This is a genomic window from Acetomicrobium hydrogeniformans ATCC BAA-1850, from assembly GCF_000160455.2.
Classification (GTDB): Bacteria; Synergistota; Synergistia; order Synergistales; family Acetomicrobiaceae; genus Acetomicrobium; species Acetomicrobium thermoterrenum.
The window spans coordinates 250,132-272,541 of record NZ_ACJX03000001.1 but is presented as its reverse complement, the minus strand read 5'-3'; the positions used below and the strand labels follow the sequence as shown (position 1 = coordinate 272,541).

The window sequence follows — 22,410 nt, the reverse complement described above, 5'->3', positions numbered from 1 at the left end:
GGCAAAAAGTACCTTTTGAACATATTATTGTTCTTTAAACGTATTGTCGTGTTGGGAGGAAGCAGCCTTTGTCGCTGAAGAGGGGAATATTATATTTTATCGGGTTAACAATATGCGTTGGCGTATTAGCCCTATATTACACCAGTGACGAGGAAACATGGCGATTATTTGCTTCAGCCAAAATGTCGTGGCTGTCTTTGGCCCTTATTTTTTCTATCGCAGCTTGGATATTTGATGCTCTTCGCATTCAGGCAATAGCAGCGATAATTGGCGAGAATGTTTCCCTCAAGATGGCTCTTTCGCTGGTCTTTTTGAATGCCTTTGGCTCTGCCGTTACCCCCTTTCAAAGCGGCGGAAGCCCCCTTGTAATATATGCTCTTTACAACAACGGGGTGTCTGTCGGAAAAGGGGTAGCCCTAACCATAGTGAGGACGATAATAACAGTGCTCGTACTCAGCGTTTTTGTGCCTCTGTCAATGTTTCTGGTTCCGGAAGCCTTTATCGACAGCCTTACGATGAAGGGCATGTTTCTTTACGCTGTTGTCTTTGTCATCTTGTTTTGCGCTGTAATTGTCATAAGTGTAGCAAAGTCAGATTCCATCAAACACATTGCTAAAGTAACTACGATACGCATTGGCAAGTTAAATGTCTTCAACTTGCGCATCTTCTCGGCAGTTCGTTTTTTGAATCGACAAATCGATCTGTATGTGCATAATATGCAATTATTGACAAAAAGCGGATTTTTGAGGTTATCGCTGGTTTGCCTTTTAACTTTGCTTTATATTGTCTTTACCGTATCGGTGTTCCCTCTTCTCGCCTATGCCTTAGGCGTGAGTGTATCCTTTATGAAAGCCACGATACTTCAGGGGCTTTTCTTTTTCGTCCTATATTTCATACCGACTCCCGGAGCAAGCGGTGTAGCCGAGGGGGGCGGTGTGGTGGTGTATAAGACCTTGGTTCCTCTCAATATGGCAGGTCTTTTGTCGCTGGGATGGAGGTTTTTTACGCATTATTTAGCCATAGCAATAGGCGTTGCCGTCGCCATTAGAACGATAGGAATGAACATAATAACTAAAATATTGGAGAGGAAAAGCGAAAATGAATCTTCAGGAAGTCAGGAAGACAGCCTTTAAGTGGAGAGGCGGTCTATGGACTGCCCTTTATTTGATTATACTATTTTTGGCAAAGCCGACCCATCAAAGCATTATTTGGGGGCTTATTTTCGTTACTGCAGGCCAGGCGATAAGGTTTTGGGCAGCCGGTTCGATTGGATTATACAGAGGAGTAGAGGTAAAGGCTTCAAAATTAACGACTTGGGGTCCCTATGCATTTGTCAGAAATCCCCTTTATCTGGGAAATGGCCTCATTGGTTTGGGGTGGGCGATTATGGCAGGCGGTTTGAGCGTTTGGATCTTTTTGTTGTCCTTTTATATAATCTATTGCCTTTTGATCATACCCTACGAGGAGGGGTTTCTCCAAAACAAATTCGGCAGTGAATATCTTAGTTATAGGGATAGAACCGGGACTTTAATTATAAAAAGGTGGCCGAAGATGGAGGAGATTAAAGGACCGTTCTCACGGGAAGTTCTGGTAAAAAGCGAAAGACACTCTCTGCGGGTAACTATAGTGGGGAGCTTGTTGATCATAAGTAGATTGTGGTGGTAAAGATGCCAGAACTTGTGGTAATAAACAAAAAACCTAGTATATTAAGCCGTTGTGTTTTGCCTTCGCCTGCTTGTTCTTTTGAAATTATATATATCGAGGATATTGTCCTTCGCGTGATTTCCTCCTATTTGGAGCCTTCCATAGATCCGCCTTTGTGGTTGCTCGAGGCGTGGAACAGATTTTGGAGGGGCGAAAGGCCTAAGGTGAAGTTGGGAACGCCCAGAAGGCCATCTAGATTTTCTGAAAAGGTATATGAAGTAGTGGAAGGTATCCCCTTTGGGCACAAAAAAACTTACGGGGAGGTCGCCGCATTGGCGGGAAATCCAAAGGGAGCACGGGCAGTAGGCACTATCATGCGCTACAACCCATGGCCCCCCTTTGTGCCCTGCCATAGGGTAATAGGCAAGGACGGAGATTTATTGGGCTATGGAGGTCCGCAGGGCATAAAAATAAAGGAAGCCCTTATAGCCTATGAAGCCAAGGTATTAAATAATCCTTCCGCCGAATAACCTCTCCCAGGTTTGTGCATACACTTTATTTTTCGGAAGAGGGTTAAGGGCGATCCCCTCTTCTATGGCAGCTTGGGCCACGGCCTCCGCTATGCGTGGAGTAACCTCGTCGGAAAAAAGAGGCGGCACTATGTTGTCGGGAGATAGCCGCTTTTCGTCAATTGATTGGGCAAATCCGTCGGCTGCCCTTAAAAGCATATTTGTCGTTATTGTCGCTGCGCGGACATCAAGGGCTCCTCTCATTATCCCCGGGTATACCTGAAAACTGGCTATAGGATTGATGGTCGTAGTCCAATATAAGCTACTAGCCACTATAGCAGCTCCCTTTTCTTTTGCTAAAGCGGGATTAATTTCCGGTTCCGGCAGTGCTAAGGCAAATACAATGGGGTCTTGGTTCATGAGCTTAATGTAATCAGGTTCGAAGGCGTCCTTCGTCGATAGTCCTATTAGAACATCGGCTTGAGATATGGCTGCTTTAATATCTTGATAGTCCACGTTTAGGTCCAATCTTTCCGCCAATTCCGCTTGTTCCTTGCTCATGTAGGGGTTTGTCTTTGTCAGTATGCCATGACTGTTTACCATTGCTATTCGGTTTGCTCCTGCTGAAAGCAGTAATCTTGCTGTCGATATGCCTGCCTTGCCTGCTCCCCATATAGCTATCTTGATATCAGAAAGATCCTTGCCTACTATGCGTAAGGCGTTTTTCAGAGCCCCAAAAAGGGCTACGGCAATTCCGTAATGATCATCGGAAGATACAGGAATATCCAATGAGCTTTGAAGTTTCCTTAATATTTCAAACGATGTCAGTGACGATATGTTGGACAGGTTTATTCCACCGACAGTGGGAGTTATCAACTTACATGTCTCGATGATCTCTTCGGCGCTTTTGGCTTCAAGGCATAGGGGGAAGGCGTTTATGTCGCCAAATACTTTGTATATAAGGCATTTGCCCTCCAATATCGGCAAAGCTGCAAATGGATCCTGTTCCTTGAGGCCCAAAATTGAAGAACCGTTTGAAACTACAAAGATTGAATTTCCCCTTCCCGTGTATTCAAAGGAAGCATCATTGTTCTTGCTTATCAGGTCGGCGGCGGCATAGCTTCCTGGAAAGTATGCACAGGCCAAGTCGTCTTTGGTGCGAAGCCTTAATGATGGGTATGTCTTAACTTTGCCTTTAGTTCTTTTGTGCAGTTCGATTGCACGATGCCATTCCATTAACATTAAGTATCCTCCTCAAGAAAAAGATTCGAAAGATTTTAAATCAATCATTTGGCCATCAAAGGGTGCTATAACCTTGCAGCTTTTGGTAGTCAAGGATGAGGCAATTTTTTCAGGACCGGCATCGATTACTCCTCGACCAAAATGATTTAGCATGATCAGTTCCGGAGCCACCAGGTCTCTGATCAGAGCGACATGATCGACGGCTAAATGGTCAACACCATTTCTGATGTGATTGAAGGTCATGTTGACTACTAAAACCTTGCAACCATGATATCTTTTTACTATTTCTTCATTGTATCGTGTATCGCTTATAAAACCAAAGGGAGCAATCTCGGGATATCTCAATATAAAGCCATAGCACTCCACTCCGTGATGAATCAACCGGACCGCTTCCAACATTCCCTCGCAGAGCGGTATCAGTCTTTTATCCTCCCAGTAGTGAATTTTGCCAATTTTTGTGTTGAAGTGAGAAAGCAATATTTGCCCCTCTCCCATTGCAGCATCTTGAGGGAGGATGAGAGTGCCCCGTCTTTTAAAGCCGCCATGTGTAATTGCCTCAACCATAACATTTATGTCATTACTATGGTCCAGGTGTTTATGTGTAAGCATGACCGTTTCCAGTATTTCCGGAGTAAAGGGTGTACCTGCTTCGCAAATTTTTACCAGCGAACCTGGACCCGGATCAATTAAGACGTGGTTGCCGAAAAGGCCAAGCCAAATGCCACCCGTGGAGCGGGTTTGGTTTATCATTACGAACCTGGCGCCGCCTGTACCTAAAAACTTAATGAATGCTCCCTTGAAGAATAGATCGGCAATATCGTTCATTTTGGAGTTACTCCTTAAAAAAAGGCAACATTTCCTTGAACTCGAAAGTCCCCGATTTGCTCAACCACTGATAGATAATGCTTTCTGTTGGCAATAACATGGCACCAAATTGCGAAAGGACATTGAGGGCAGCAAGATGATGCTCTTTACGCCTGCTTCCTACACCCTCTATGGCGATCACCACTTGGTATCCGTCATTTAACAGATCCATTGCCGTGGCCAATATGCATATATGGGTTTCTATGCCTGCTAATATTACCTGTTTCCTTTCCTGTCCGAGAAAATCTTTGAAATTGCCCTCATCGCAACAGGAAAAATGGATTTTTTCAAACCGGGGAGTTTCGGGGGGAAGCAACTCCAATATGTTGGAAACAGTTGGGCCCAAACCCTTCGGGTATTGCTCTGTATATTTCGTCGGGATAGAGAGCACTTGGGCTGCCTTCAAAAGCAGTTCGATATTTCTTACAATTGACGTGTTATCGAAGATGGCGGGTAACAAACGTTCCTGTACGTCTATTATCAACAGCTGGGATTTGTCTTTTTTCAGTGTATAAGGCGTCATTCGGCCTGATCCTCCTTTTGATTGATTGTCATATTTATTTTGCTTCAAATACAGTAATTTTTCCACTGGAAATTTTATTCCCGTTATGTTATTCTCTTTCGGCCATCGGTTGTATATGGTGGCGGGAGGTGTAGGTGGCATGACAAACAAGAAGGATAGGCGTAGTGCAAACGACGATAATCAACTTTATGTGGAGGATTTGCTTAAAATGATGTCTATGCAAGATTATCCACCATTCATTGAGAGGTTGCTTTCTCAAATTCAGGGTTTCATGTGGGGGTTTGTCTCCAACGGCGAGGAGGTTAAAAGAATAGAAGAATTGGCCTCGGAGGGTTACGACCTCGACGATCCGCAATACTTATTGGAGCAGTTGGCATGGCTTAGAGAATACGCTGACATTGTAGGTCCGGAGATAGACGGTTTCGGGCATGAGGAAGCCGTCGTTCTCTCATTTACGCCAGTCGATAACGATGAAGCGATGAGATGGGCAATAGATCATGCGGCGCTGTTTGCAAAAGGAACATGCCGAAGGATATGGATTATTGCCGAAAATTGGGAATTGAGCGATGTAATTCAGTACTCAAAGCACATAAAATCATTAACGGAAATGGGCGTTTCCCTTCGCTTCATCCTTTTGACTCCCTGGGGCTGGACGGAAATTCCGTTGTTCAGGGAAATAAGTGGAGACGAAAAGCGCGGTCTCCTTTGGAAAGAAAGGTTTCGGAGAAGGAATAATCATCTTCAAAAGGGAAACGATGAGGGAAAGACATCTTAGCCAAAAATAGAGGGGGGTTACCCCCCTCTATTTTTTAAAGGGTCCAGATAAATCACTCTTCGGCCATTTGGACAAGTCGTAATACGGTTTCGGGCTCTTCGTCAAGTTTGGTCATGGTGATATTGAAATAACCGAAGATAATCAAAGTCAAAACGGTCAAAATATTAAAAAAAGCATATGGTCCATACATAAAGGGAGATATCCCTAATGTTCCCTTTATGAAGGCTCCGCAGGTGTTCCACTGAACCAATGATGACGTAACCGTTCCGGAACACTCCAGAGCTCTCGACAAATTTTTAGGGTGAAGACCCATTTTTTGGTAGGCATTTGCATACATTCGGCCCGGCAAGACGATCGAAATGTACTGTTCGGGAAGTAGCATATTTGAAGCTATGCATGTCCCTGCTGTTGCTGCAACCAAATTGCCCGTGGTCTTGACTTTGGTGAGAAGGGCATCAACAAGGACCTCGAGTTGCTTTGTCCTTTCCATTATGCCTCCGAACATCATTGCTATTATCGTAAGGGATATCGAATACATCATTCCCGTCAAACCCCCGGCGGTTAAAAGTTCATCGATCATTTCGTTGCCGGAAATGCTTTCGTATCCGCTGTATCCTGCGTTAACTATATCTCCGAAGTTAACATCTTGAAATATCGCTGCTGCAATCGCTCCTGCTATGATGCCGATTGTGATACCTGGAATGGCAGGTGCCTTTAAGGCGATGCATATTATTACTATTATTGGCGGCAATAAAAGCAGAGGATTGATGTTGAACTGCAGGGCGAGAGCATCTTGTATAGATTTTATCTGAGACAGATCGACATTAGTGGAGGAGTATTTCATTCCTAAGAATAAAAATATCAAAATTGCCAAAGGATAAGAGACTGCACTGACTTTCAGGGTGTGTTTAATGTGGGTAAATAAGTCTGTTCCGGCCATTGCTGGAGCAAGATTGGTCGTGTCCGAAAGAGGCGATATTTTGTCACCAAAATAGGCGCCACTTATTATTGCGCCTCCCGTTTGTGCAGGAGGTATCCCTAGACCAGCTCCTATACCCATCAGGGCGATGCCCATTGTCCCGATGGTTCCCCATGAAGTACCTGTGGCTAGAGACACTATGGAACAAATTAACAATGTCGCTACGAGGAAAAACTTTGGCGAGATGACCATAAGTCCGTAATAAATCATTGATGGAACTACGCCCGCTTTTATCCACACTCCTATAAGGACTCCGATAATTGCAAGTATCACTATCGCTTGTAAAGCCTGGGTAATTCCCTGCATCATGCCCATCTCGATATCTTTCCATTTGTAACCGACCTTGAGTGCGATAATGCTTGCAAAGAGCGATCCCATTAATAGTGGAACGTGAGGATCTGTGTGATATACTGCGAGGCAGATTGCCATTACGAAGACGAGCGCCCCTATTGCGATCAACGAATCGATGATCCTTGGCCTAGGTTCTCCTTTTGTTTCCAATTAAAACGCCCCCTAACCTGTGTAGTTATTTTTCAATGGACACTTCGACAACGGCCGTTGTCGAAGTGTCCATTGAAAAGTTATGTTTATGGCGAAAGGTAAATTTTTTTAACTTAATGGCGGGGCTATTACCCTCCGCTGATCATATGTATTACTTGAACTTCATCGCCGTCGTTGACGGTGGATGTCTCAAATTTGTCACGAGGAATGGGTTTGTCGTTAATCCAAACGCCGATCATGGGAAAGACAAACCTTTTGGCCTCGAGGATGTCTTTTACAGTAAGTCCCGGACGCCACTCCATCTCCTCGCCGTTTACTCTTATCATATTCTTACTCCTCCCAGTTATCCTCGGGCTTTGAGTGTTTCCTCACCACTTCTACGACATCAGGATAGTCGATTCCTAAACGTTTCAAGGTCTCTACTGTTGGAATGCCGTTTTTGTTCCAGCCCCTGCGCTTGTACACTGCATCTACCAGCTGCTCCCATTGGGACAGGCGATATTCCTGTAATTTCCGGATCTTTTCTTCGGTGGTCAGACCTTGAGAATCTATCCCTGCCGCCTTTAATTCGTTATCGTAATATTCCGCCCTGGCCTCCCACTCTTCGGGAAAAACGGGTCCAATTGCCCTCAAGGGTATGTTGTGGTTTCTTCGAGTTCCCTTGCCCAGTCTCAGTTGGAATACTCTTTGGAAGTTGTATACCCTTTCGGATTGGACTATTAGCTCTTCTTTGGTGATGTTCTTCCCGGTTACGGCGTTGAAGAGATCGACGTAGTTTTGTACGTGTTCCGGAACTTTTGCGGCCTCTATGCCTTTGTATTTGATCACGTTGTCCGCAGGTTCGATATCGTTCCATGGTAGTTTGCAGAGACCAACCAGGGAGAACCATAGCCTGAAGTTGGGGAAGTAGTGGAGCGCCTCGGCTTTATCCTCGAAGGTGGGAAGTTGTTTGTTTACCCTGTCCATGAAAATAAGCCAAGCTTCGTCGTGTTGAGGGCCTTTAAGGGTGAGGAAATAACCGCCCCATTGAGCTACGGATTCTTTCGGGACGTACTCTGATACTTCTATGCCCTGGCCTTCCATCCCTATCTTTTCCATCACGTCGAAGGGGGCTCCATATTTTTCCGCGAATACCTTTTTCATTTTATGTATGCCAAGCCCTACGATGCTGGCAAACTTATCGTCTCCGCGACCCATTCTGTGTATCAATTCCATAAGATCATCTTTAGAGCCGAACTTCAGCTCGAGCCCGTTGGTGATATCTTTATTTAGAAAACCCAATTCGTAGCATTCGCATACGAAAGCGAGCCCCGTTCCCAAGGATATGGTATCGATGCCGTAATGATCTGCGTAAAAGTTTGCTTCAATGATCCATTCGGGGTCGAATATGCCGATGTTCGATCCCAACCCTGCACATGTCTCGTATTCAGGGCCGTCGACGGTAACTTTTTTGCCCTTCAAAGGACCTGTCTTTAGTTCGAAACCATCTACTGCTTTCGCGCAAGCCATGGAGCAGCCATACCAACATCCGTCAGGTATTCCTTGCGTGAATAGTTTTTCGAATATTTTAGAGTGGATTTTCGAAGCCTCGGGGTGTTGGCCGAACTTATAGTTGTGAACAGGCAGGAGATGATATTCGTTCATTATTTCGTTTAAATGAGGGGTGCCCACTTTGCGCATTTTGTTCTGTTGGTCGTCCAAGTCTTTAATCTCTTTGTGGAGCTTAAGGCCCGTCCTTTGCAGCACCGATATATCTGCAGGGTTGTTGCTGGCAGGACCTACGCCCCTTTTTCTAACGACGATGGCAGCGAGTTTTTTATCTCTAAAGACCGTTCCGCCGCCTCCTCTTCCTGCTTGTTTCAGGCGCGGGGTTTTGCGCCTCAAGTCGTAGAAACTCATGTTGAGACATCCCCAGTTAGTGGTTTCTGCCCCTTTTCCGGTTGATACGACCGATATGTTGCGTTTGTCCTCTTCGCTGTCTGCAAAATACTCGTGCAAAGCTTCTGTAATGGTAACGGCATTTATATCTTCGAAGGGAGATTCGTAAACTTCAACTTTATTGTTGTCTCCATCGATGAAAAGTATTACATCCCTATCGGATTTGCCCTGAACCTCCAAGGCGTCCCACCCGGAAAATTTAAGCAAAGGACCGAAATAGCCTCCTGCGTTACTGTCGTAGGTCTGCTCTGTCAGTGGTGAGATGAACACGGTATAACATTTTCCGGAGCCGGGGTATTGGGTGATGCCGCACAAAGGACCTCCTGAAATCACTAACTCGTTTTCAGGATCGTTCCACTTTGTGGTGTCCTTCACTGCGTCCCAGAGCAGTTTAAGTCCGAATCCCCTTCCGCCAACGAACTTTTCCTTCATATCTTCCGTAACTGGTTTTTCTTTAAAAGAGCGATCGCCAATGTTGACGTAAAGTGTCCTTCCGGCATATCCTCTTTCGATTTTTTTCGGCTCGTATTTCCATTCCGCAAGAAGCTTCATCTTCTCCACGGATTATCCCCCCTTTGTTAATCTTGCTTGAGCTCGAGCGCCTCCGACGGGCACTCTTTGCTGCAGATGCCGCAGGCTATACATTTGAAAGGCTTTTCTCTTTTTTCGACAACGAACATGCTTTCCGTCGGGCAAAATCCTGCGCACATGAGGCATCCGACGCACTTGCTTTCATCAATGCGTACCACTCCGCTGTTATCCCGTTTGATGGCCAAAGTAGGGCAATAATCGATGCACTCGCCACACTGATTACATACGTTGATAGCATAACCCGATTCGCTGCTGCTTACTTGAATCCTAGATAGTTCTTTGTCCTCTTCTTTGAACCAAGTCTTTGAACAGGTTAACATACAACTTTCGCATCCCACGCATTTTTCCGGATATGTTGCAAGCCATTTCATCCCTTTCCCCCCTTTTGTCGCCTTATAAATTTCCTTTCCCCCTAGGGCGAATCTGAAATGCCTCTGTGTCATAATTATATAGTATAAATTATTATTTAACTATACATAACAATCTAATTTACAAAAAATTTTGTTATGATAGATGTGACAAGGATGGTGGGAGGTTGCAAATATAGATATGAGAGCAGTTGATATTATAAAGAAGAAAAGAGACGGGATACACCTGAGGGAGGAAGAAATAAATTTTTTAATAAAGGGTTGTTCATCCGATGTTATTCCTGACTATCAAATAGCAGCCTTTTTGATGGCCACGTATTTTAGGGGTATGAGCTACGAGGAAGTTGCATCTTTCACCTTAGCCATGGCCAATTCGGGAAAAATAGTGGACTTATCTTCCATAAACGGCGTTAAAATTGACAAACACAGCACAGGTGGAGTGGCCGATACGACAACTTTAATCGTTTGTCCTCTTGTAGCTGCTTGCGGAGTCCCGATAGCTAAAATGTCGGGAAGAGGGCTCGGACACACCGGAGGAACCTTGGATAAGCTCGAATCTATACCGGGTATGAGGGTTTCTTTGCCCCTTGAGAAATTCATCGATATAGTAAACACTATAGGCATCTCTATAATTGGCCAGACGGAAGATCTTGTCCCTGCTGACAAAAAGCTTTACGCACTGAGAGACGTTACCGCCACAGTGGATTCCATTCCGCTCATTGCCAGCTCCATTATGAGTAAAAAGATTGCCGGCGGATCTGACGGCATAGTATTAGATGTAAAAGTAGGAGACGGTGCCTTTATGAAGGATGTTGATGAAGCTGTTAAATTGGCGAAGACTATGGTTAACATAGGCGAAAGTGCAGGCAAAAAAACGGTGGCGGTAATAACAGATATGAATCAGCCTTTAGGACAGGCAATCGGAAACTCCCTGGAGGTGATGGAAGCCTGCGAGGCGTTGAAGGGCAGGGGTAATAGCGATTTAATGGAGGTATGTTTTACACTTGGAAGTTTAATGTCTATCTTGGCTGGCGTAGCGAAAGACAGAGAGGAAGCCTTGGATCTATTGAGAGATGCGCTTAATTCCGGCAGGGGAATGATGAAGCTAAAAGAAATGGTCATGGCTCAGGGCGGTGACGTGAATGCGCTGGAAGATTATTCTTTACTCCCTCAAGCAAGATTTAAATACGAACTAAAAGCAAAAGCAGATGGCTACGTCTCAAAGATGGCTGCCGAGGGGCTTGGGATATGCGCTATGAAGCTTGGGGCTGGAAGAGAGAAAAAAGAAGACAGGATCGACCTGTCGGCAGGTATATTTCTAAACAAAAAGGTAGGAGAACACGTAAATAAGGGAGAAAATATAGCCACACTCTACGGAAACGACGAAAAACGCCTCCAAGAGGTATTGCCAGAAGCGGAAGCTTCGATAAAGATTTCAGGGCAAAAAGAAAGCAGGAGGAAGCTCGTATATGGGATTGTCAGGAGAGATGGCATTGAGATGTTTTAACCCTCAATCGAAGATGTCGCTACGAAGGGGGGTAATGGGCAAAAAATTGCAGTTGAAAATAGCCTCTTTTGATGATAATATTTCCTAGCTCGGGGCGTAGCGCAGTTTGGTTAGCGCGCCTGGTTCGGGACCAGGAGGTCGGAGGTTCAAATCCTCTCGCCCCGACCATTTTTTTGATCAATATTGACTATTAAGCTGTGTTTTGTTAGAATTAGCATCGGAGGAAGGGTGATGGATAAGAAAATAGTTGCTCAAAACAGAAGAGCCCGACACGATTATTTCATTCTTGAAACCTATGAAGCTGGTCTTGTTTTAACTGGCACGGAGATCAAGTCGATTCGTGCGGGACGAGTTAACTTAAAAGATGGGTATGCCAAGATAGAAAAGGGCGAATGCTGGCTATATAATGTTCATATATCACCTTATGAAAAAGGTACCTACTACAATCACGACCCTCTGAGACCGAGAAAGTTGTTACTTCATAATGACGAAATTAAAAGGCTCATCGGCAAAACTCAGCAACAAGGTTTGACACTTATTCCGCTTTCAATCTACTTAAAAAACGGAAAATGGGCAAAGGTCGAGTTGGCGTTAGCCCAGGGCAAGAAGGTTTACGATAAACGTCATGCCATAGCGGAAAGAGATGCCCGGCTTCAGATGGAAAGGGCACGAAAGATTACGAAAACTTAAACGGGGGCGAATGGTGTCGACGGCAAGAGGAGGGTCGTGAAGAGCGGGCCGAGGTCCCCGCAAACCTCGTTAAACAGGCGGGAAAACAATAATTGCCAACGAAAATTACGCACTGGCTGCTTAGTTAGCAGTCACGTCTGCGATGTCGCCGCCACCGCGATATCGACAGGCGTCACAATAGGTGGCTAGTTCTCAGGCAGCTCCTCCCTGCCTGAGGGGACACTTCAGGAGGATAGGCAAGCGCGATCCTGTCCCTGGGAGAGCGCTTAGCCGAAAACTAAAACAGGGACTATGCCCGTAGAACTTCACGGCTGGCCCTTGTCGGACGGGGGTTCGATTCCCCCCGCCTCCACCAGAAGACAACGAGCAGTCCCCAACTGGATATGGGGGCTGCTTTTTTGTTTGGTATGCATATGGTTTGTATATTTTGCTGTATAATACAAATTTGTTTGCCTCTGAGCGGGGTGTAAATTGCATTGGAAAGAAGGAATGGAAAGAATTATGAATGATATCTCCAAGATACGCAATGTGGCCATTATAGCCCATATCGATCACGGTAAGACCACTCTCCTCGATTCTATTTTTAGGGCAACGAGGCTGTTTAGGGAAAACGCGAAAGTCGAAGAGCGGGTAATGGACAACGATGAACTAGAGCGCGAACGAGGTATAACCATAAGGTCCAAACATTGTTCCGTTCAGTGGAAAGATTACTTGATAAATATCATCGATACACCCGGACACGCAGATTTTTCTGGGGAAGTAGAGCGAGTACTGTGCATGGTAGATTCGGTTTTGCTTTTGGTGGATGCTAACGAGGGGCCAATGCCTCAAACCAGATATGTCTTGATGCGCGCTTTGAAAGCCGGGCTTAAGCCCATCGTGGTACTAAACAAAGTTGATCGGCCAAACGCAAATGTGCAAGCTGCTTTGAATGCCACCTTCGACTTATTCTTGGAATTAGGTGCAACGGACGAACAAGCGGACTTTCCCGTCCTTTATGGCTCGGGGCTTCACGGCTGGTTCGTCAAAGACATGGAAGATGAAGAACGCGAGGGAATGGACGCTCTCTTTGAGACGATAATAAATTACGTGCCCGCTCCTCTTGGCGACGTCAACAAACCATTTTTGATGCAGGCAACTACGTTGACCTGGAATAATTACATAGGAAGAGTCGGATGCGGAAGGATACTGCAAGGAAAGATAAGAAAAGGCGACGCGATCGTCAGGACGAGCACCAGGTGGCAGGACAAGGATAAAGGCGAGTGGGAAATAACCGGTCGAGAATTGGCGAAGGTGAGCCATCTTTGGCTTACAAAGGGATTGAAACCAGTGGAGGTTGAGGAGGCATCTGCTGGCGATGTGGTTTGGATTGCTGGCCCTGAGGATATAATGATCGGTGACACCCTGTCCTTCGAAGAAAATGCGGATTCCGTGCTCACTCCGCTTGACATAGAAGAACCGACGGTCTCGATGTTCTTTCTCGTAAATAGCGGACCCTTTGCAGGCAAGGAGGGCAAACCCGTCACCTTGAGACAAATGAAGGAACGGTTAATGCAAGAGGCAAGGGCAAATGTCGCGCTGAAGGTCGAGGATATCGGCAGACCTGACGGGCTGAAAGTATCGGGCAGGGGAGAGCTACATCTCGCTATTCTGATCGAAGAGATGCGGCGCGAAGGGATGGAATTTTGCGTATCCCGACCCGAGGTAATTACTAAACACGACCATGACAACAATCTATTGGAACCTCTTGAGCAACTTATTATTGATGTGCCCGAGGAATATCAGGGAGTAGTCATAGAAAAGATCTCCAAAAGAAAGGGAGAATTCATGAGCGTTCAAAACCTTGGGACCGGTTTGCTTCGTTTGGAGTTCAACATTCCGACCAGGGGGCTTATAGGTTATCGGACTGAATTTCTTACCGATACCAGGGGTTTGGGAATAATGTCATCCCGATTTATAGGTTACGATTTGTGGCGGGGGGAAATATCCGGTCGAAACAGAGGATCGATGGTCAGCATGGATACAGGAGAGGCGACGAGTTATCAGCTGGATAATTTACAGCACAGAGGTACGCTATTTATATCGCCTATGGATCATGTTTATGAGGGAATGATCATCGGAGAGCATTCCAGGCCCAATGATTTGCCATGCAACCCTACAAAGAAGAAACACGTTACCAATCATCGTTCCGCATCTAAGGATACTCCGATAATTCTCGACGTCCCAAGGAAGCTTACTTTGGATGCAGCCCTTGAATGGATCGCCGAAGATGAGCTTGTCGAAGTGACCCCGCTTTCCGTAAGGGTAAGGAAGAGCATTTTACGGCAGGAAGACCGCAAAAAGGCTGCGAAGAAAGTGGCGGTTACGGTAAATTGATATTCACCTTTTAGCTGGTTAGGTAGTTTTAGTACTTGCGGCAAGCTGTCTAAGTCTTATTATAAAATACTTCTCTAGGTATATTGGCTTTGGGCCTGCCGAAACAAATGAGTTGTGAGTCCTCCTTGAACTTTCATGGATAGTGGGGTATCCTTTCCAAGGATATGAAAATAAATTAAACGGGAAGGTGAGGGGTATCCATGAACATGTTCGCTAGCGCTTATAAAAAATATATCCTACTTACATTTCTAATTGGTATTTCGTTTATGCTTTTTGCCGGTGCGGCGATTGCACAGCAGGGAGGATTTACGCTACACATACCCTTTACCGGCATCGAAATGGGTACTGAAGATGACGTCAACGTCGATGTAAATTTAAGGAACGCCACAAATAACGATATTGAAGTAGCGCTGAACCTGGAGAGAGATCCAAAGGCGAACAATTGGGACGTCAGGTTCATAAGTTCTCAATGGGGTGGTTTTGGCGTCAACAGGGTTCGTTTAGGTACCGGAGAGGAAAATAGAGAAGTCGCAATTAAGTTGCATATCAAACCTGGAGAAAATGCCGAACCCGGAAATTACAAGTTCGTAGTGAAGGCTTCGGCTAACGGAATTACGAAAGAGTATCCTATTTTTGTGCATTTGAAAGGCGGTAAAGTTGCCGTCGATTCGGGTGCGGGGAAATTGGAACTCGAAACCAAGTATCCCGTTTTAGAGGGCGCTGCAGGCAAATCTTTGAGTTTTGAGATTAAGGTGAAAAATAACTCCGATAAAGATGCGGTAGTAGATTTTGTTACTGTTGCTCCGTCGGGTTGGAATGCCTATGTGACTCCCCGATGGGAGACGGAAAAGCGCGTAAACTCGATTAAAATTGCCTCAAATTCTAGCGAGACCCTGAACTTTACTGTCGTTCCTCCCATCGAATCCGAAAAAGGGGAGTATCCTTTGGAGTTTCATGCCAAGGTTGGAGACAGTGACGTTAAATTGGATTTAAAAGTTATCGTCGAGGGAACCTATAAATTGCAGATAGCACCGGAGAGCAGAAGGCTCAACTTCGATATGGTAGCTGGGAAAGAAAGCCAGCAGGTATTTTACGTCTGGAACGAAGGATCGGCACCAATAGAGAACATATCTTTCTTGGTGGCCAGTAAGCCTGAGGATTGGGAAATAACCTTTAAGCCCGATAAAATAGGCGTGCTTGAGCCCCTTGCAAAGACCGAAAAACCGGAAATAGTCGAAATCACTTTTAAAACACCCGAGAGGACGATCCCCGGGGATTATCAAGTAGTGCTTACAGCAGCAGGCGACCAAGATAGAAAGTCTATAGAACTGAGAGCCACGGTCAAAGTTCCCACTACGTGGGGATGGATAGGCGTAGGTGTTATCCTGATCGTCATCGCTTTGTTGTTTGGAATTTTTGCAAAGCTCAAGAGGCGATAAAGATGGAATTGGTGGTTGAGGCTCGGGATATCGAAAAAAAATATGGCGATTTCAAAGCGGTAGATGGCATTAGTTTTCACGTGGCCCAAGGCGAGATCTTTGGGCTTCTCGGGCCTAACGGCGCAGGAAAAACTACGACCATATTGATGCTTTTGGGGATGACAGAACCAACGACAGGGGAAATAAAGGTTTGTGGATATGACCCAAATAAGGAGCCCCTCAAAGTCAAGCGGATTGCTGGTTATTTGCCGGAAAACGTCGGTTTCTACGAAGATATGACGGCGAGGGAAAACTTGCTTTATCTTGCAAGGTTGAACGGCATCCCGGATGATGTTGCTCTCAAAAAAATTGATGATATTTTAGAAACGGTGGGCCTTTCGGATGTGAGGGACAAGCTCACTGGCACATATTCCAAGGGAATGAGGCAGAGGCTGGGTCTTGCCTCTGTCCTTATCAAAGATCCCAAGCTGGTTATCCTGGATGAACCCACTACAGGGATAGATCCAGAAGGAACAGAACAGGTATTAAGCTTAATTTATAAGATGAGCAAAGAAATGGGTGTCAGTATTTTGCTCAGCTCCCATCTTTTATATCAAGTTCAGCAGATTTGCGACAGGGTCGGCATAATGTTTAAGGGCAAGATGGTCGCCATGGGGAGCATAGAAGAAATAGGCCGGCAAGCCTTGGGCGAACGTGAAGGGATTATGAAGCTGTCATACGAGTATATTAACGAGGAGGCATTAAATAATCTCGACGGAATTGAAGGGATTGTAGAGAAGAGAATTGACAATCATTCGATCATTCTAAAATTTAACGAGGATAAAAAACTTGATATAGTGCGCGAAGTTGTAATGAGAGGCTTCCTTCCTATAGAGGTCAAGGGGAGAGAGTATAGCTTAGAAGAGATATATATTAGATATTTTCGGGAGGAGTGATTCGGGATGGGCGGATTACTTCCCGTGTTTTTAAAAGAGCTCACGGATCAGTTTGGAAGTAAGAGGTTCATGTTGATAACCTTGATCATAGTTATCACAGGGCTCTTTTCTTCATATACAGCCTCTGAGGCGTTGAAGGAACAACAGTTTTTGAACGAGGAGTATTTATTCCTTGGTCTTTTTACTTCATCGGGTGGAGGATTGCCTTCATTCTTGTTTTTCATCAGCTTCTTTGGGCCTCTGCTGGGCATCATTTTGGGTTTTGATGCGATTAACGGCGAACGCACAAGGGGCACCTTGAGTCTCATCCTTTCTCAGCCGATTTATCGCGATGCGATTATAAACGGAAAGTTTCTTGCCTCTTTAGCGACGGTGGCCATAATGATAGCCAGCATCATGGTCATGATTGCCGGTATCTCTATTGCGAAATTGGGAGTCGTTCCTAACGGACAAGAGGTAGTGAGGGCGATTTTGTTTTTTATTGCCTGTATTTTATATATTGCCTTTTGGATGAGTTTGGCGATACTTTTTTCCATTATTTTTGAAAAAAGTTCTACATCTGCTTTGACCTCCATAGCCTTGTGGATTTTTCTGTCCTTCTTTGTATATATGATTGCAGGTGTTGTAGCCGATGAGGTCTATCCTATCACGCAACAATCTACTCCGGAGCTTTTGGCAAAGCACGAGAGCTTGAGGACCATGTTGCTCAGGTTTTCTCCTGCCGTTCTTTTGGAAGAAATATCTGCTGCCCTTTTAAATCCGACAGTCAGAGTCTTTGGTCCCATGTTTGAAACGCAGCTTAAAGGGTTGATTTTGACCCCTCTTTCGCTTGGTCAGAGTGTGTTAGTGGTGTGGCCGCAATTTGTTGCCCTGATTGCTGCTTCGGTCATATGTTTTGCCGTCTCTTATTTGGCGTTTATGAGGAAAGAAATTAGATCCATATAGAGCATAGATTTCAAAGTGAAGTTTTATTTTTAGTTAATCATCAGATTAGATTTTTTAATTGGATTTATCGCTGTTAATATTTTAGAATGGTTTTAAAGCCATGGTCACATCTTTTCAGTCATGCATAAAGAGATGACTGAAAAGATGTTTGTGTGTCTAGCAAGTTTTTTATTAGAGATATACCCAGGGGGTGTCTAATGAATGGTAATCTTTTTGGCTTCAGTCATTATGTATTTGTTGCTCGTTTGGTCAGGAGGGTCAATTCCCTTAAATGAAGTAGTCATCGCTATAGCCTTGGGTGGGATCATAACATATGCTTGTCGCTCTTGGAGCCCCGGGTTATACAGGATGACTGCGCTAAGGCCCGACAGATGGTTTAAATTGCTTGCCTTTATCTTTGGTCCCTTTCTCTGGGGAATGACAAAGGCAAATTTCGACGTTGCCTACAGAGTCATAACGGGGAAGATAAATCCCGGTATAGTGAGGGTTCAAACATCGTTAAAAAATGCCTACGCCATGACTATGTTGGCCAATTCAATAACCTTGACTCCAGGTACTTTAACCGTCGACGTGGATCAGGAAAGCGGCACCTATTATATTCACTGGATCAACATTAAAAATGTTGAACCAAGCGGAAAAGATGTTTATGGTTCCTTTGAAGATTGGGCTAAGAAGGTGGTTGAAGAATGAGCGTGTTTTCCTTTGCCTTTTTAATACTCAGCCTTGCTATACTCGCCATGTCGGGGCGTTTGATTATGGGCCCGACTGTTCCGGATAGGGTCGTTGCTTTAGATACGCTGAATACTTTTGTGGTTGCCACTATGGTAATTCTGGGAGCGTTGTTCGATTCAATTGTCATGGTGGACATTGCCATCGTTTATGCTGCCCTGTCCTTTGTCGGCACATTGTTCATAGCGCGCTATATCGAAGGGGGTTTCTAAAGTGGATGGCTCAACAATTTTTATAAAGATACTGTTGGGAATAGGGTTGGCTTTCAATGTCCTTGGCGTTATTGCTCTTTATAGGTTTCCCGATGTATATACTCGTCTGCATGGAACCACGAAGTGTACTACCTTTGGTTCTATATTTACATCGGCATCTGTAGTGGTTTACTCGATATTCAAATACGTGACGACAGGAGAGCCCAGGTTTATGACCTTTACCATTCACGTCATTATAGCAATATTTGCGCTTTTGATTACCAATCCTACGGCTGCCCACGCTATAGCACGTGCAGCACATAAAAGCGGGATAAAGCCAATTGGAATCGTCGATAAGTTGTCGGAAGAAAAGGCGGGTGAAAAGTTCTCATGATGGATATTGCCCATATTGCTATATTGTTGATGATCGTGATATCCGCTTTTTTCGCAATCTGGTTTGATAATCTGCTGAATGCGGTGATTTCGCTTTGCGTTATGAGCCTGCTCATCTCTCTGGAATTTTATATCTTGCAGGCTCCTGATGTAGCGATTGCTGAAGCGGGCATAGGAGCCGGACTTACTACAGCCATTTATATAATGGCCCTCAAAGCTTGCCGGTCATCTCGTTGGCCCGGAAAGGGGAACGATAAAAATGAAAGGTCCTAGGGTAATTTTTTTGATCTTCTTCGTCATATTTGTGGGGATTTTGTGTCAGGGATTATATAATATCCATCCCTTTGGAGAACCGCGTGTATCGGCTATGGACGATTATTTCATAAACAATGCCCAGAGCGAACGGGCAGCCAACAATGTAGTGACGTCAATAGTGTTTGATTACAGAGGTTTCGATACTCTTGGTGAAGCGGCGGTACTTTTTACGGCGGTAATGTCTGTGGCCGCTCTCTTTCGGAAGGAGGAGTAGCAGCAATGAGGCCCCTATCAATAGTTGTTAGAACGATTTGCAATATTTTTGCCTGGTTTGTTGCAATCTTTGGAGCCTACATAATACTGCACGGCCATCTGACGCCTGGCGGCGGTTTTCAGGGCGGAGCCATAGTGGCCACCTTTATAGCCCTTCTATTGGTTGCGCATGGAGGAAAGAGCTTCTTGGGATGGGTTAAAAAGGAAATTTTCTCCTCCTTTGAGGGCGCCGGGTTGGTTGCTTTCGTATGTGTCGGTTTTTTGGGCTTGTCTACGACCTTTCTATATAACTTTCTGGCTTTGAAAGGCGGCTTGTTCGGATCTGCCGTACCTATAGGGCCCAATGTGGGCGTTCTGAACACCTCCGGCACCATAGCGTTGGCCAATATAGCCGTAGGCCTTGAAGTCGTGGGTGGTCTTTCGACCATTCTCATCTTTATGTTTTTAGGAATGCGTTATGTCTCTGAAGGCGGCAAGGAGGGGGTAAAGGATGATAAATAACGTTCCCATGTTAACAGTCGGAGCATTGTTCGTCATTGGGTTATATGGAGTTTTGTTTAAGCGTAATATCATAAAAATAGCCATTGCTGTTAGCATAATAGAGTCGTCCACGAACCTTTTTTTAATAGTCCTTGGCTATCGGACGGGAGGTTCCATACCCGTTTACACATTGGCAGGCGAGTTCAAAAAAATGGTCTTGCCGACACCGCAGGCCTTGACGCTTACAGCAATAGTCATTGGTTTAGCTACTACTGCGCTTTTGTTGACGTTGATCATGCTTCTTTACAAACATTACGGGACACTGGACGTCCACGAGATAAGGAGGCTTAGGGGATGAGTTGGCAGGTACACCTTCCCGCTTTGGTAGTTTCTGTCCCATTGCTAGGGGCCTTTATTTCTATTGCAATGGTAAAACCGCGCTTGCGTAATTTATGGTTTGCAACAATTTTAGTGGCTACGACAGTTTTGGCCTTTCTTATGTGGAGACACGTCGCAATTAACGGTACATTGGTCTATGTAATGGGTGGCGAAAGATGGAACCTTACGCTTCCTTCGGGCATGACCTTGCCCATCAGGATAATTATGGAGGTCGATGCATTTGGGGCTTTTATGGCTCTTGCCGGGTCTATAGCCACCTTGGCCAGCGGTTTGTTCTCCGTAAGGTTCTTAGATCGTGTTAATGATGGAAATAAGTTTGTGGCCCTATTTTTCCTCCTTTTTGCCGGCATGCTGGGCCTTGAGGTGACGGGAGATTTCTTTAATTTCTTCGTCTTTCTCGAGATCGCTTCAGTGGCGTCCTTCGGATTGATAGCCTTTTGGCGCGACAGACCCGAAGCGATAGAAGCGAGCTTTAAATATGCCGTATTGTCGACCTTTGTGGCTCTCATTTTTTTGATAGGCGTTGGTATCCTGTACGGTGTGTATGGGACGCTTAATATGGCAGCAATAGCCAAAAACATGCAGGTGGGTTTCCTGGAAAAACTTGCATTGGTGCTTTTTATCGTTTCTTTGGCAATGAAAAGCGGGGCCGTTCCCTTGCATATGTGGGAGCCCGATGCATACGGTCAGGCGCCGGCAGGCGTTTCTTGTTTCCTCGTTGTGGTCGGACAAGCCTCGCTTTACGGGATGTTTAGAATTGCCTTTTCCGTTTACGGGCAGGCCTTTGAGGGCAACGTGCTTGCATGGGTGATAATAGTTTTGGGTTTGCTTTCCATGTTTATAGGGGTAATAATGGCAGTTATACAAAAGGAAGCGAAGCGCCTGATGGCATATCACTGCATTTCGCAGACGGGTTACATGCTTATGGGCATAGGTTTGGGATTGCTCGCCCTTTCTAGTTCGCAAGCCATGAGCGAATACGGTTTTACGGCAATGAAGGGCGGTATTTTCCATATAATCAACAATGCAATGTATAAGGGATTGCTCTTTTTGACAGCGGGTTCCCTTTTTTACGCTACCGGGACGACGAATCTTAACAAGCTTGGGGGATTGGCCAGGAAAATGCCCTATACGACCTTCATGTTTGCGGTTGCGGCGGCTGCTATTGCAGGTTTGCCTCCCTTCAACGGTTTCGTCTCCAAGCTTTTGATATACGAATCCTCTTTTGTGGTTCATCCCTTTTTGGCTGTGGTCGCGATGGTAACCTCTATATTGACCCTCGCTTCTTTTGTCAAGGTCTTTCAGTCGGGCTTTTTGGGTCCGTCGAGGGATGACTTGAATAACGTCAGAGAAGTACCTTTGAGCATGATTGTGGGCATGATGGTCCTTTGCGTCATGATAATTTCTCTTAGCTTGATGCCAAATTGGGCGTTAGCTAATTTAATTGAACCTGCTGCCCGAGATTTAGTTAACCAAGCCAGTTATATTCAGGCAGTAATGGGGAGTGGTCTATAATGGTTCTCGGGACTGTATACACAGGATTTGGCTTTTGGAACGTATATGCTTGGGTTATGTTCTTTGCCCTTGGAGCTCTTATTGTTTTATTCTTGCGCTCGACGGGAAGAGGAGACTACGAAAAGGGCACATATCAGGATGAAGTATTTTACGGAGGAAATCCGGTTCCCCAAGACGGCGAGGATTTGGCCATTCCCGCCAGTTCGTCCTACTGGGGTTTTACGAAAGCGCTTTCCCGTTTCTACGATGTGTTGGTGAGCATGCACACGGGAATACTGTCCGATTACATGGGGATTTTGGTCGTAACTGTTGCCGTCATTTCGATTTTGATTCTTTTATAGGAGGACGT

The 22,410-nt window shown here is 45.3% G+C and carries 26 protein-coding genes, 1 tRNA gene and 1 other RNA gene; 21 read left to right on the top strand and 7 right to left on the bottom strand.

Going from position 1 to position 22,410, the window contains the following annotated elements; genetic code table 11:
- The first annotated feature begins 68 nt into the window (after nucleotides 1-68).
- Genes HMPREF1705_RS01410 through HMPREF1705_RS01400 form a run of 3 tightly spaced genes read left to right on the top strand, consistent with a single transcriptional unit; the run spans nucleotide 69 to nucleotide 2,174 of the window.
- On the top strand, nucleotides 69-1,133 hold the full coding sequence (locus HMPREF1705_RS01410) for a lysylphosphatidylglycerol synthase transmembrane domain-containing protein (RefSeq protein WP_040347805.1): 1,065 nt from the start codon (nucleotides 69-71) through the stop codon (nucleotides 1,131-1,133).
- Entirely contained in the window at nucleotides 1,099-1,665 is a 567-nt protein-coding gene (locus HMPREF1705_RS01405; protein ID WP_009200500.1) for a methyltransferase family protein, read from the top strand. The genes HMPREF1705_RS01410 and HMPREF1705_RS01405 overlap by 35 nt, the downstream gene beginning before the upstream one ends.
- Nucleotides 1,666-1,667: 2 nt before the next feature.
- Complete coding sequence (locus HMPREF1705_RS01400) at nucleotides 1,668-2,174, top strand: methylated-DNA--[protein]-cysteine S-methyltransferase (RefSeq protein ID WP_111089522.1); 507 nt, start codon at nucleotides 1,668-1,670, stop codon at nucleotides 2,172-2,174.
- Here HMPREF1705_RS01400 and HMPREF1705_RS01395 read toward each other — a convergent pair.
- From HMPREF1705_RS01395 to HMPREF1705_RS01385, 3 genes are read right to left on the bottom strand one after another with little or no spacing between them, the layout of a single operon-like run.
- Nucleotides 2,151-3,395, bottom strand: a complete 1,245-nt coding sequence (locus HMPREF1705_RS01395) for an NAD(P)-dependent malic enzyme (RefSeq protein WP_009200502.1) — start codon at nucleotides 3,393-3,395, stop codon at nucleotides 2,151-2,153. The genes HMPREF1705_RS01400 and HMPREF1705_RS01395 overlap by 24 nt on opposite strands.
- Before the next feature lie 12 nt (nucleotides 3,396-3,407).
- Nucleotides 3,408-4,220: an MBL fold metallo-hydrolase gene (locus tag HMPREF1705_RS01390; RefSeq protein WP_009200503.1), complete on the bottom strand. Its 813-nt coding sequence runs from the start codon at nucleotides 4,218-4,220 to the stop codon at nucleotides 3,408-3,410.
- Nucleotides 4,221-4,227: 7 nt separating this feature from the next.
- Entirely contained in the window at nucleotides 4,228-4,782 is a 555-nt protein-coding gene (locus HMPREF1705_RS01385) for a hydrolase (protein ID WP_040347809.1), read from the bottom strand.
- A gap of 139 nt (nucleotides 4,783-4,921) precedes the next feature.
- On the opposite strand from HMPREF1705_RS01385, the gene HMPREF1705_RS01380 reads away from it, so the two are divergent.
- Nucleotides 4,922-5,557, top strand: a complete 636-nt coding sequence (locus tag HMPREF1705_RS01380; protein ID WP_009200505.1) for a hypothetical protein — start codon at nucleotides 4,922-4,924, stop codon at nucleotides 5,555-5,557.
- Between the two features lie 52 nt (nucleotides 5,558-5,609).
- Here HMPREF1705_RS01380 and nhaC read toward each other — a convergent pair whose 3' ends face one another.
- The 4 genes from nhaC to HMPREF1705_RS01360 all read right to left on the bottom strand — a co-directional run bounded on the left by nhaC (nucleotide 5,610) and on the right by HMPREF1705_RS01360 (nucleotide 9,937).
- Nucleotides 5,610-7,037 (bottom strand): Na+/H+ antiporter NhaC, encoded by a 1,428-nt coding sequence (gene nhaC / locus HMPREF1705_RS01375; RefSeq protein WP_009200506.1) that lies wholly within the window; start codon nucleotides 7,035-7,037, stop codon nucleotides 5,610-5,612.
- A 128-nt stretch (nucleotides 7,038-7,165) separates the two neighbouring features.
- Complete coding sequence (gene thiS, locus HMPREF1705_RS01370; RefSeq protein WP_009200507.1) at nucleotides 7,166-7,363, bottom strand: sulfur carrier protein ThiS; 198 nt, start codon at nucleotides 7,361-7,363, stop codon at nucleotides 7,166-7,168.
- A gap of 4 nt (nucleotides 7,364-7,367) precedes the next feature.
- A complete protein-coding gene (locus tag HMPREF1705_RS01365) occupies nucleotides 7,368-9,536 on the bottom strand; it encodes an aldehyde ferredoxin oxidoreductase family protein (protein ID WP_040347812.1) in 2,169 nt (722 codons plus the stop codon).
- A 17-nt stretch (nucleotides 9,537-9,553) separates the two neighbouring features.
- On the bottom strand, nucleotides 9,554-9,937 hold the full coding sequence (locus HMPREF1705_RS01360) for a 4Fe-4S binding protein (protein WP_040347814.1): 384 nt from the start codon (nucleotides 9,935-9,937) through the stop codon (nucleotides 9,554-9,556).
- Between the two features lie 178 nt (nucleotides 9,938-10,115).
- Between HMPREF1705_RS01360 and HMPREF1705_RS01355 the strand changes: the two genes are divergently transcribed.
- The 17 genes from HMPREF1705_RS01355 (at nucleotide 10,116) to HMPREF1705_RS01280 (ending at nucleotide 22,402) form a co-directional block, all read left to right on the top strand.
- Complete coding sequence (locus HMPREF1705_RS01355; RefSeq protein WP_009200510.1) at nucleotides 10,116-11,441, top strand: pyrimidine-nucleoside phosphorylase; 1,326 nt, start codon at nucleotides 10,116-10,118, stop codon at nucleotides 11,439-11,441.
- Nucleotides 11,442-11,531: 90 nt separating this feature from the next.
- A tRNA-Pro gene (locus tag HMPREF1705_RS01350) sits at nucleotides 11,532-11,609 on the top strand.
- Nucleotides 11,610-11,672: 63 nt separating this feature from the next.
- Nucleotides 11,673-12,131, top strand: a complete 459-nt coding sequence (gene smpB, locus HMPREF1705_RS01345; RefSeq protein WP_009200511.1) for an SsrA-binding protein SmpB — start codon at nucleotides 11,673-11,675, stop codon at nucleotides 12,129-12,131.
- A gap of 2 nt (nucleotides 12,132-12,133) precedes the next feature.
- Nucleotides 12,134-12,486, top strand: a transfer-messenger RNA (tmRNA) gene (gene ssrA, locus HMPREF1705_RS10575).
- Nucleotides 12,487-12,632: 146 nt separating this feature from the next.
- Nucleotides 12,633-14,507: a translational GTPase TypA gene (gene typA, locus HMPREF1705_RS01340; protein ID WP_040348379.1), complete on the top strand. Its 1,875-nt coding sequence runs from the start codon at nucleotides 12,633-12,635 to the stop codon at nucleotides 14,505-14,507.
- A gap of 200 nt (nucleotides 14,508-14,707) precedes the next feature.
- Nucleotides 14,708-15,946 (top strand): COG1470 family protein, encoded by a 1,239-nt coding sequence (locus HMPREF1705_RS01335; protein WP_009200513.1) that lies wholly within the window; start codon nucleotides 14,708-14,710, stop codon nucleotides 15,944-15,946.
- Between the two features lie 2 nt (nucleotides 15,947-15,948).
- The gene (locus HMPREF1705_RS01330; protein WP_009200514.1) at nucleotides 15,949-16,881 is read left to right on the top strand and encodes an ABC transporter ATP-binding protein; all 933 of its coding nucleotides are present in this window, start codon (nucleotides 15,949-15,951) and stop codon (nucleotides 16,879-16,881) included.
- Nucleotides 16,882-16,887: 6 nt separating this feature from the next.
- Entirely contained in the window at nucleotides 16,888-17,826 is a 939-nt protein-coding gene (locus HMPREF1705_RS01325) for an ABC transporter permease (RefSeq protein WP_009200515.1), read from the top strand.
- 201 nt (nucleotides 17,827-18,027) lie between these two features.
- Nucleotides 18,028-18,516 (top strand): Na+/H+ antiporter subunit E, encoded by a 489-nt coding sequence (locus tag HMPREF1705_RS01320; RefSeq protein WP_009200516.1) that lies wholly within the window; start codon nucleotides 18,028-18,030, stop codon nucleotides 18,514-18,516.
- Nucleotides 18,513-18,767, top strand: coding sequence for a monovalent cation/H+ antiporter complex subunit F (locus HMPREF1705_RS01315; protein WP_009200517.1), 255 nt, complete (start codon nucleotides 18,513-18,515; stop codon nucleotides 18,765-18,767). The genes HMPREF1705_RS01320 and HMPREF1705_RS01315 overlap by 4 nt, the downstream gene beginning before the upstream one ends.
- Before the next feature lies 1 nt (nucleotide 18,768).
- Nucleotides 18,769-19,140: a monovalent cation/H(+) antiporter subunit G gene (mnhG, locus tag HMPREF1705_RS01310; protein ID WP_009200518.1), complete on the top strand. Its 372-nt coding sequence runs from the start codon at nucleotides 18,769-18,771 to the stop codon at nucleotides 19,138-19,140.
- Nucleotides 19,137-19,412: a Na(+)/H(+) antiporter subunit B gene (locus HMPREF1705_RS01305; RefSeq protein WP_009200519.1), complete on the top strand. Its 276-nt coding sequence runs from the start codon at nucleotides 19,137-19,139 to the stop codon at nucleotides 19,410-19,412. Before mnhG ends, HMPREF1705_RS01305 begins: the two co-directional genes overlap by 4 nt.
- A complete protein-coding gene (gene mbhE / locus HMPREF1705_RS01300) occupies nucleotides 19,399-19,668 on the top strand; it encodes a hydrogen gas-evolving membrane-bound hydrogenase subunit E (RefSeq protein WP_009200520.1) in 270 nt (89 codons plus the stop codon). Before HMPREF1705_RS01305 ends, mbhE begins: the two co-directional genes overlap by 14 nt.
- Before the next feature lie 5 nt (nucleotides 19,669-19,673).
- The gene (locus HMPREF1705_RS01295; protein WP_009200521.1) at nucleotides 19,674-20,168 is read left to right on the top strand and encodes an MnhB domain-containing protein; all 495 of its coding nucleotides are present in this window, start codon (nucleotides 19,674-19,676) and stop codon (nucleotides 20,166-20,168) included.
- Complete coding sequence (locus HMPREF1705_RS01290; protein WP_009200522.1) at nucleotides 20,158-20,505, top strand: sodium:proton antiporter; 348 nt, start codon at nucleotides 20,158-20,160, stop codon at nucleotides 20,503-20,505. The genes HMPREF1705_RS01295 and HMPREF1705_RS01290 overlap by 11 nt, the downstream gene beginning before the upstream one ends.
- A complete protein-coding gene (locus tag HMPREF1705_RS01285) occupies nucleotides 20,502-22,061 on the top strand; it encodes a proton-conducting transporter transmembrane domain-containing protein (RefSeq protein WP_009200523.1) in 1,560 nt (519 codons plus the stop codon). The genes HMPREF1705_RS01290 and HMPREF1705_RS01285 overlap by 4 nt, the downstream gene beginning before the upstream one ends.
- On the top strand, nucleotides 22,061-22,402 hold the full coding sequence (locus tag HMPREF1705_RS01280; protein WP_009200524.1) for a hypothetical protein: 342 nt from the start codon (nucleotides 22,061-22,063) through the stop codon (nucleotides 22,400-22,402). The genes HMPREF1705_RS01285 and HMPREF1705_RS01280 overlap by 1 nt, the downstream gene beginning before the upstream one ends.
- The last annotated feature ends 8 nt before the right edge of the window (nucleotides 22,403-22,410 follow it).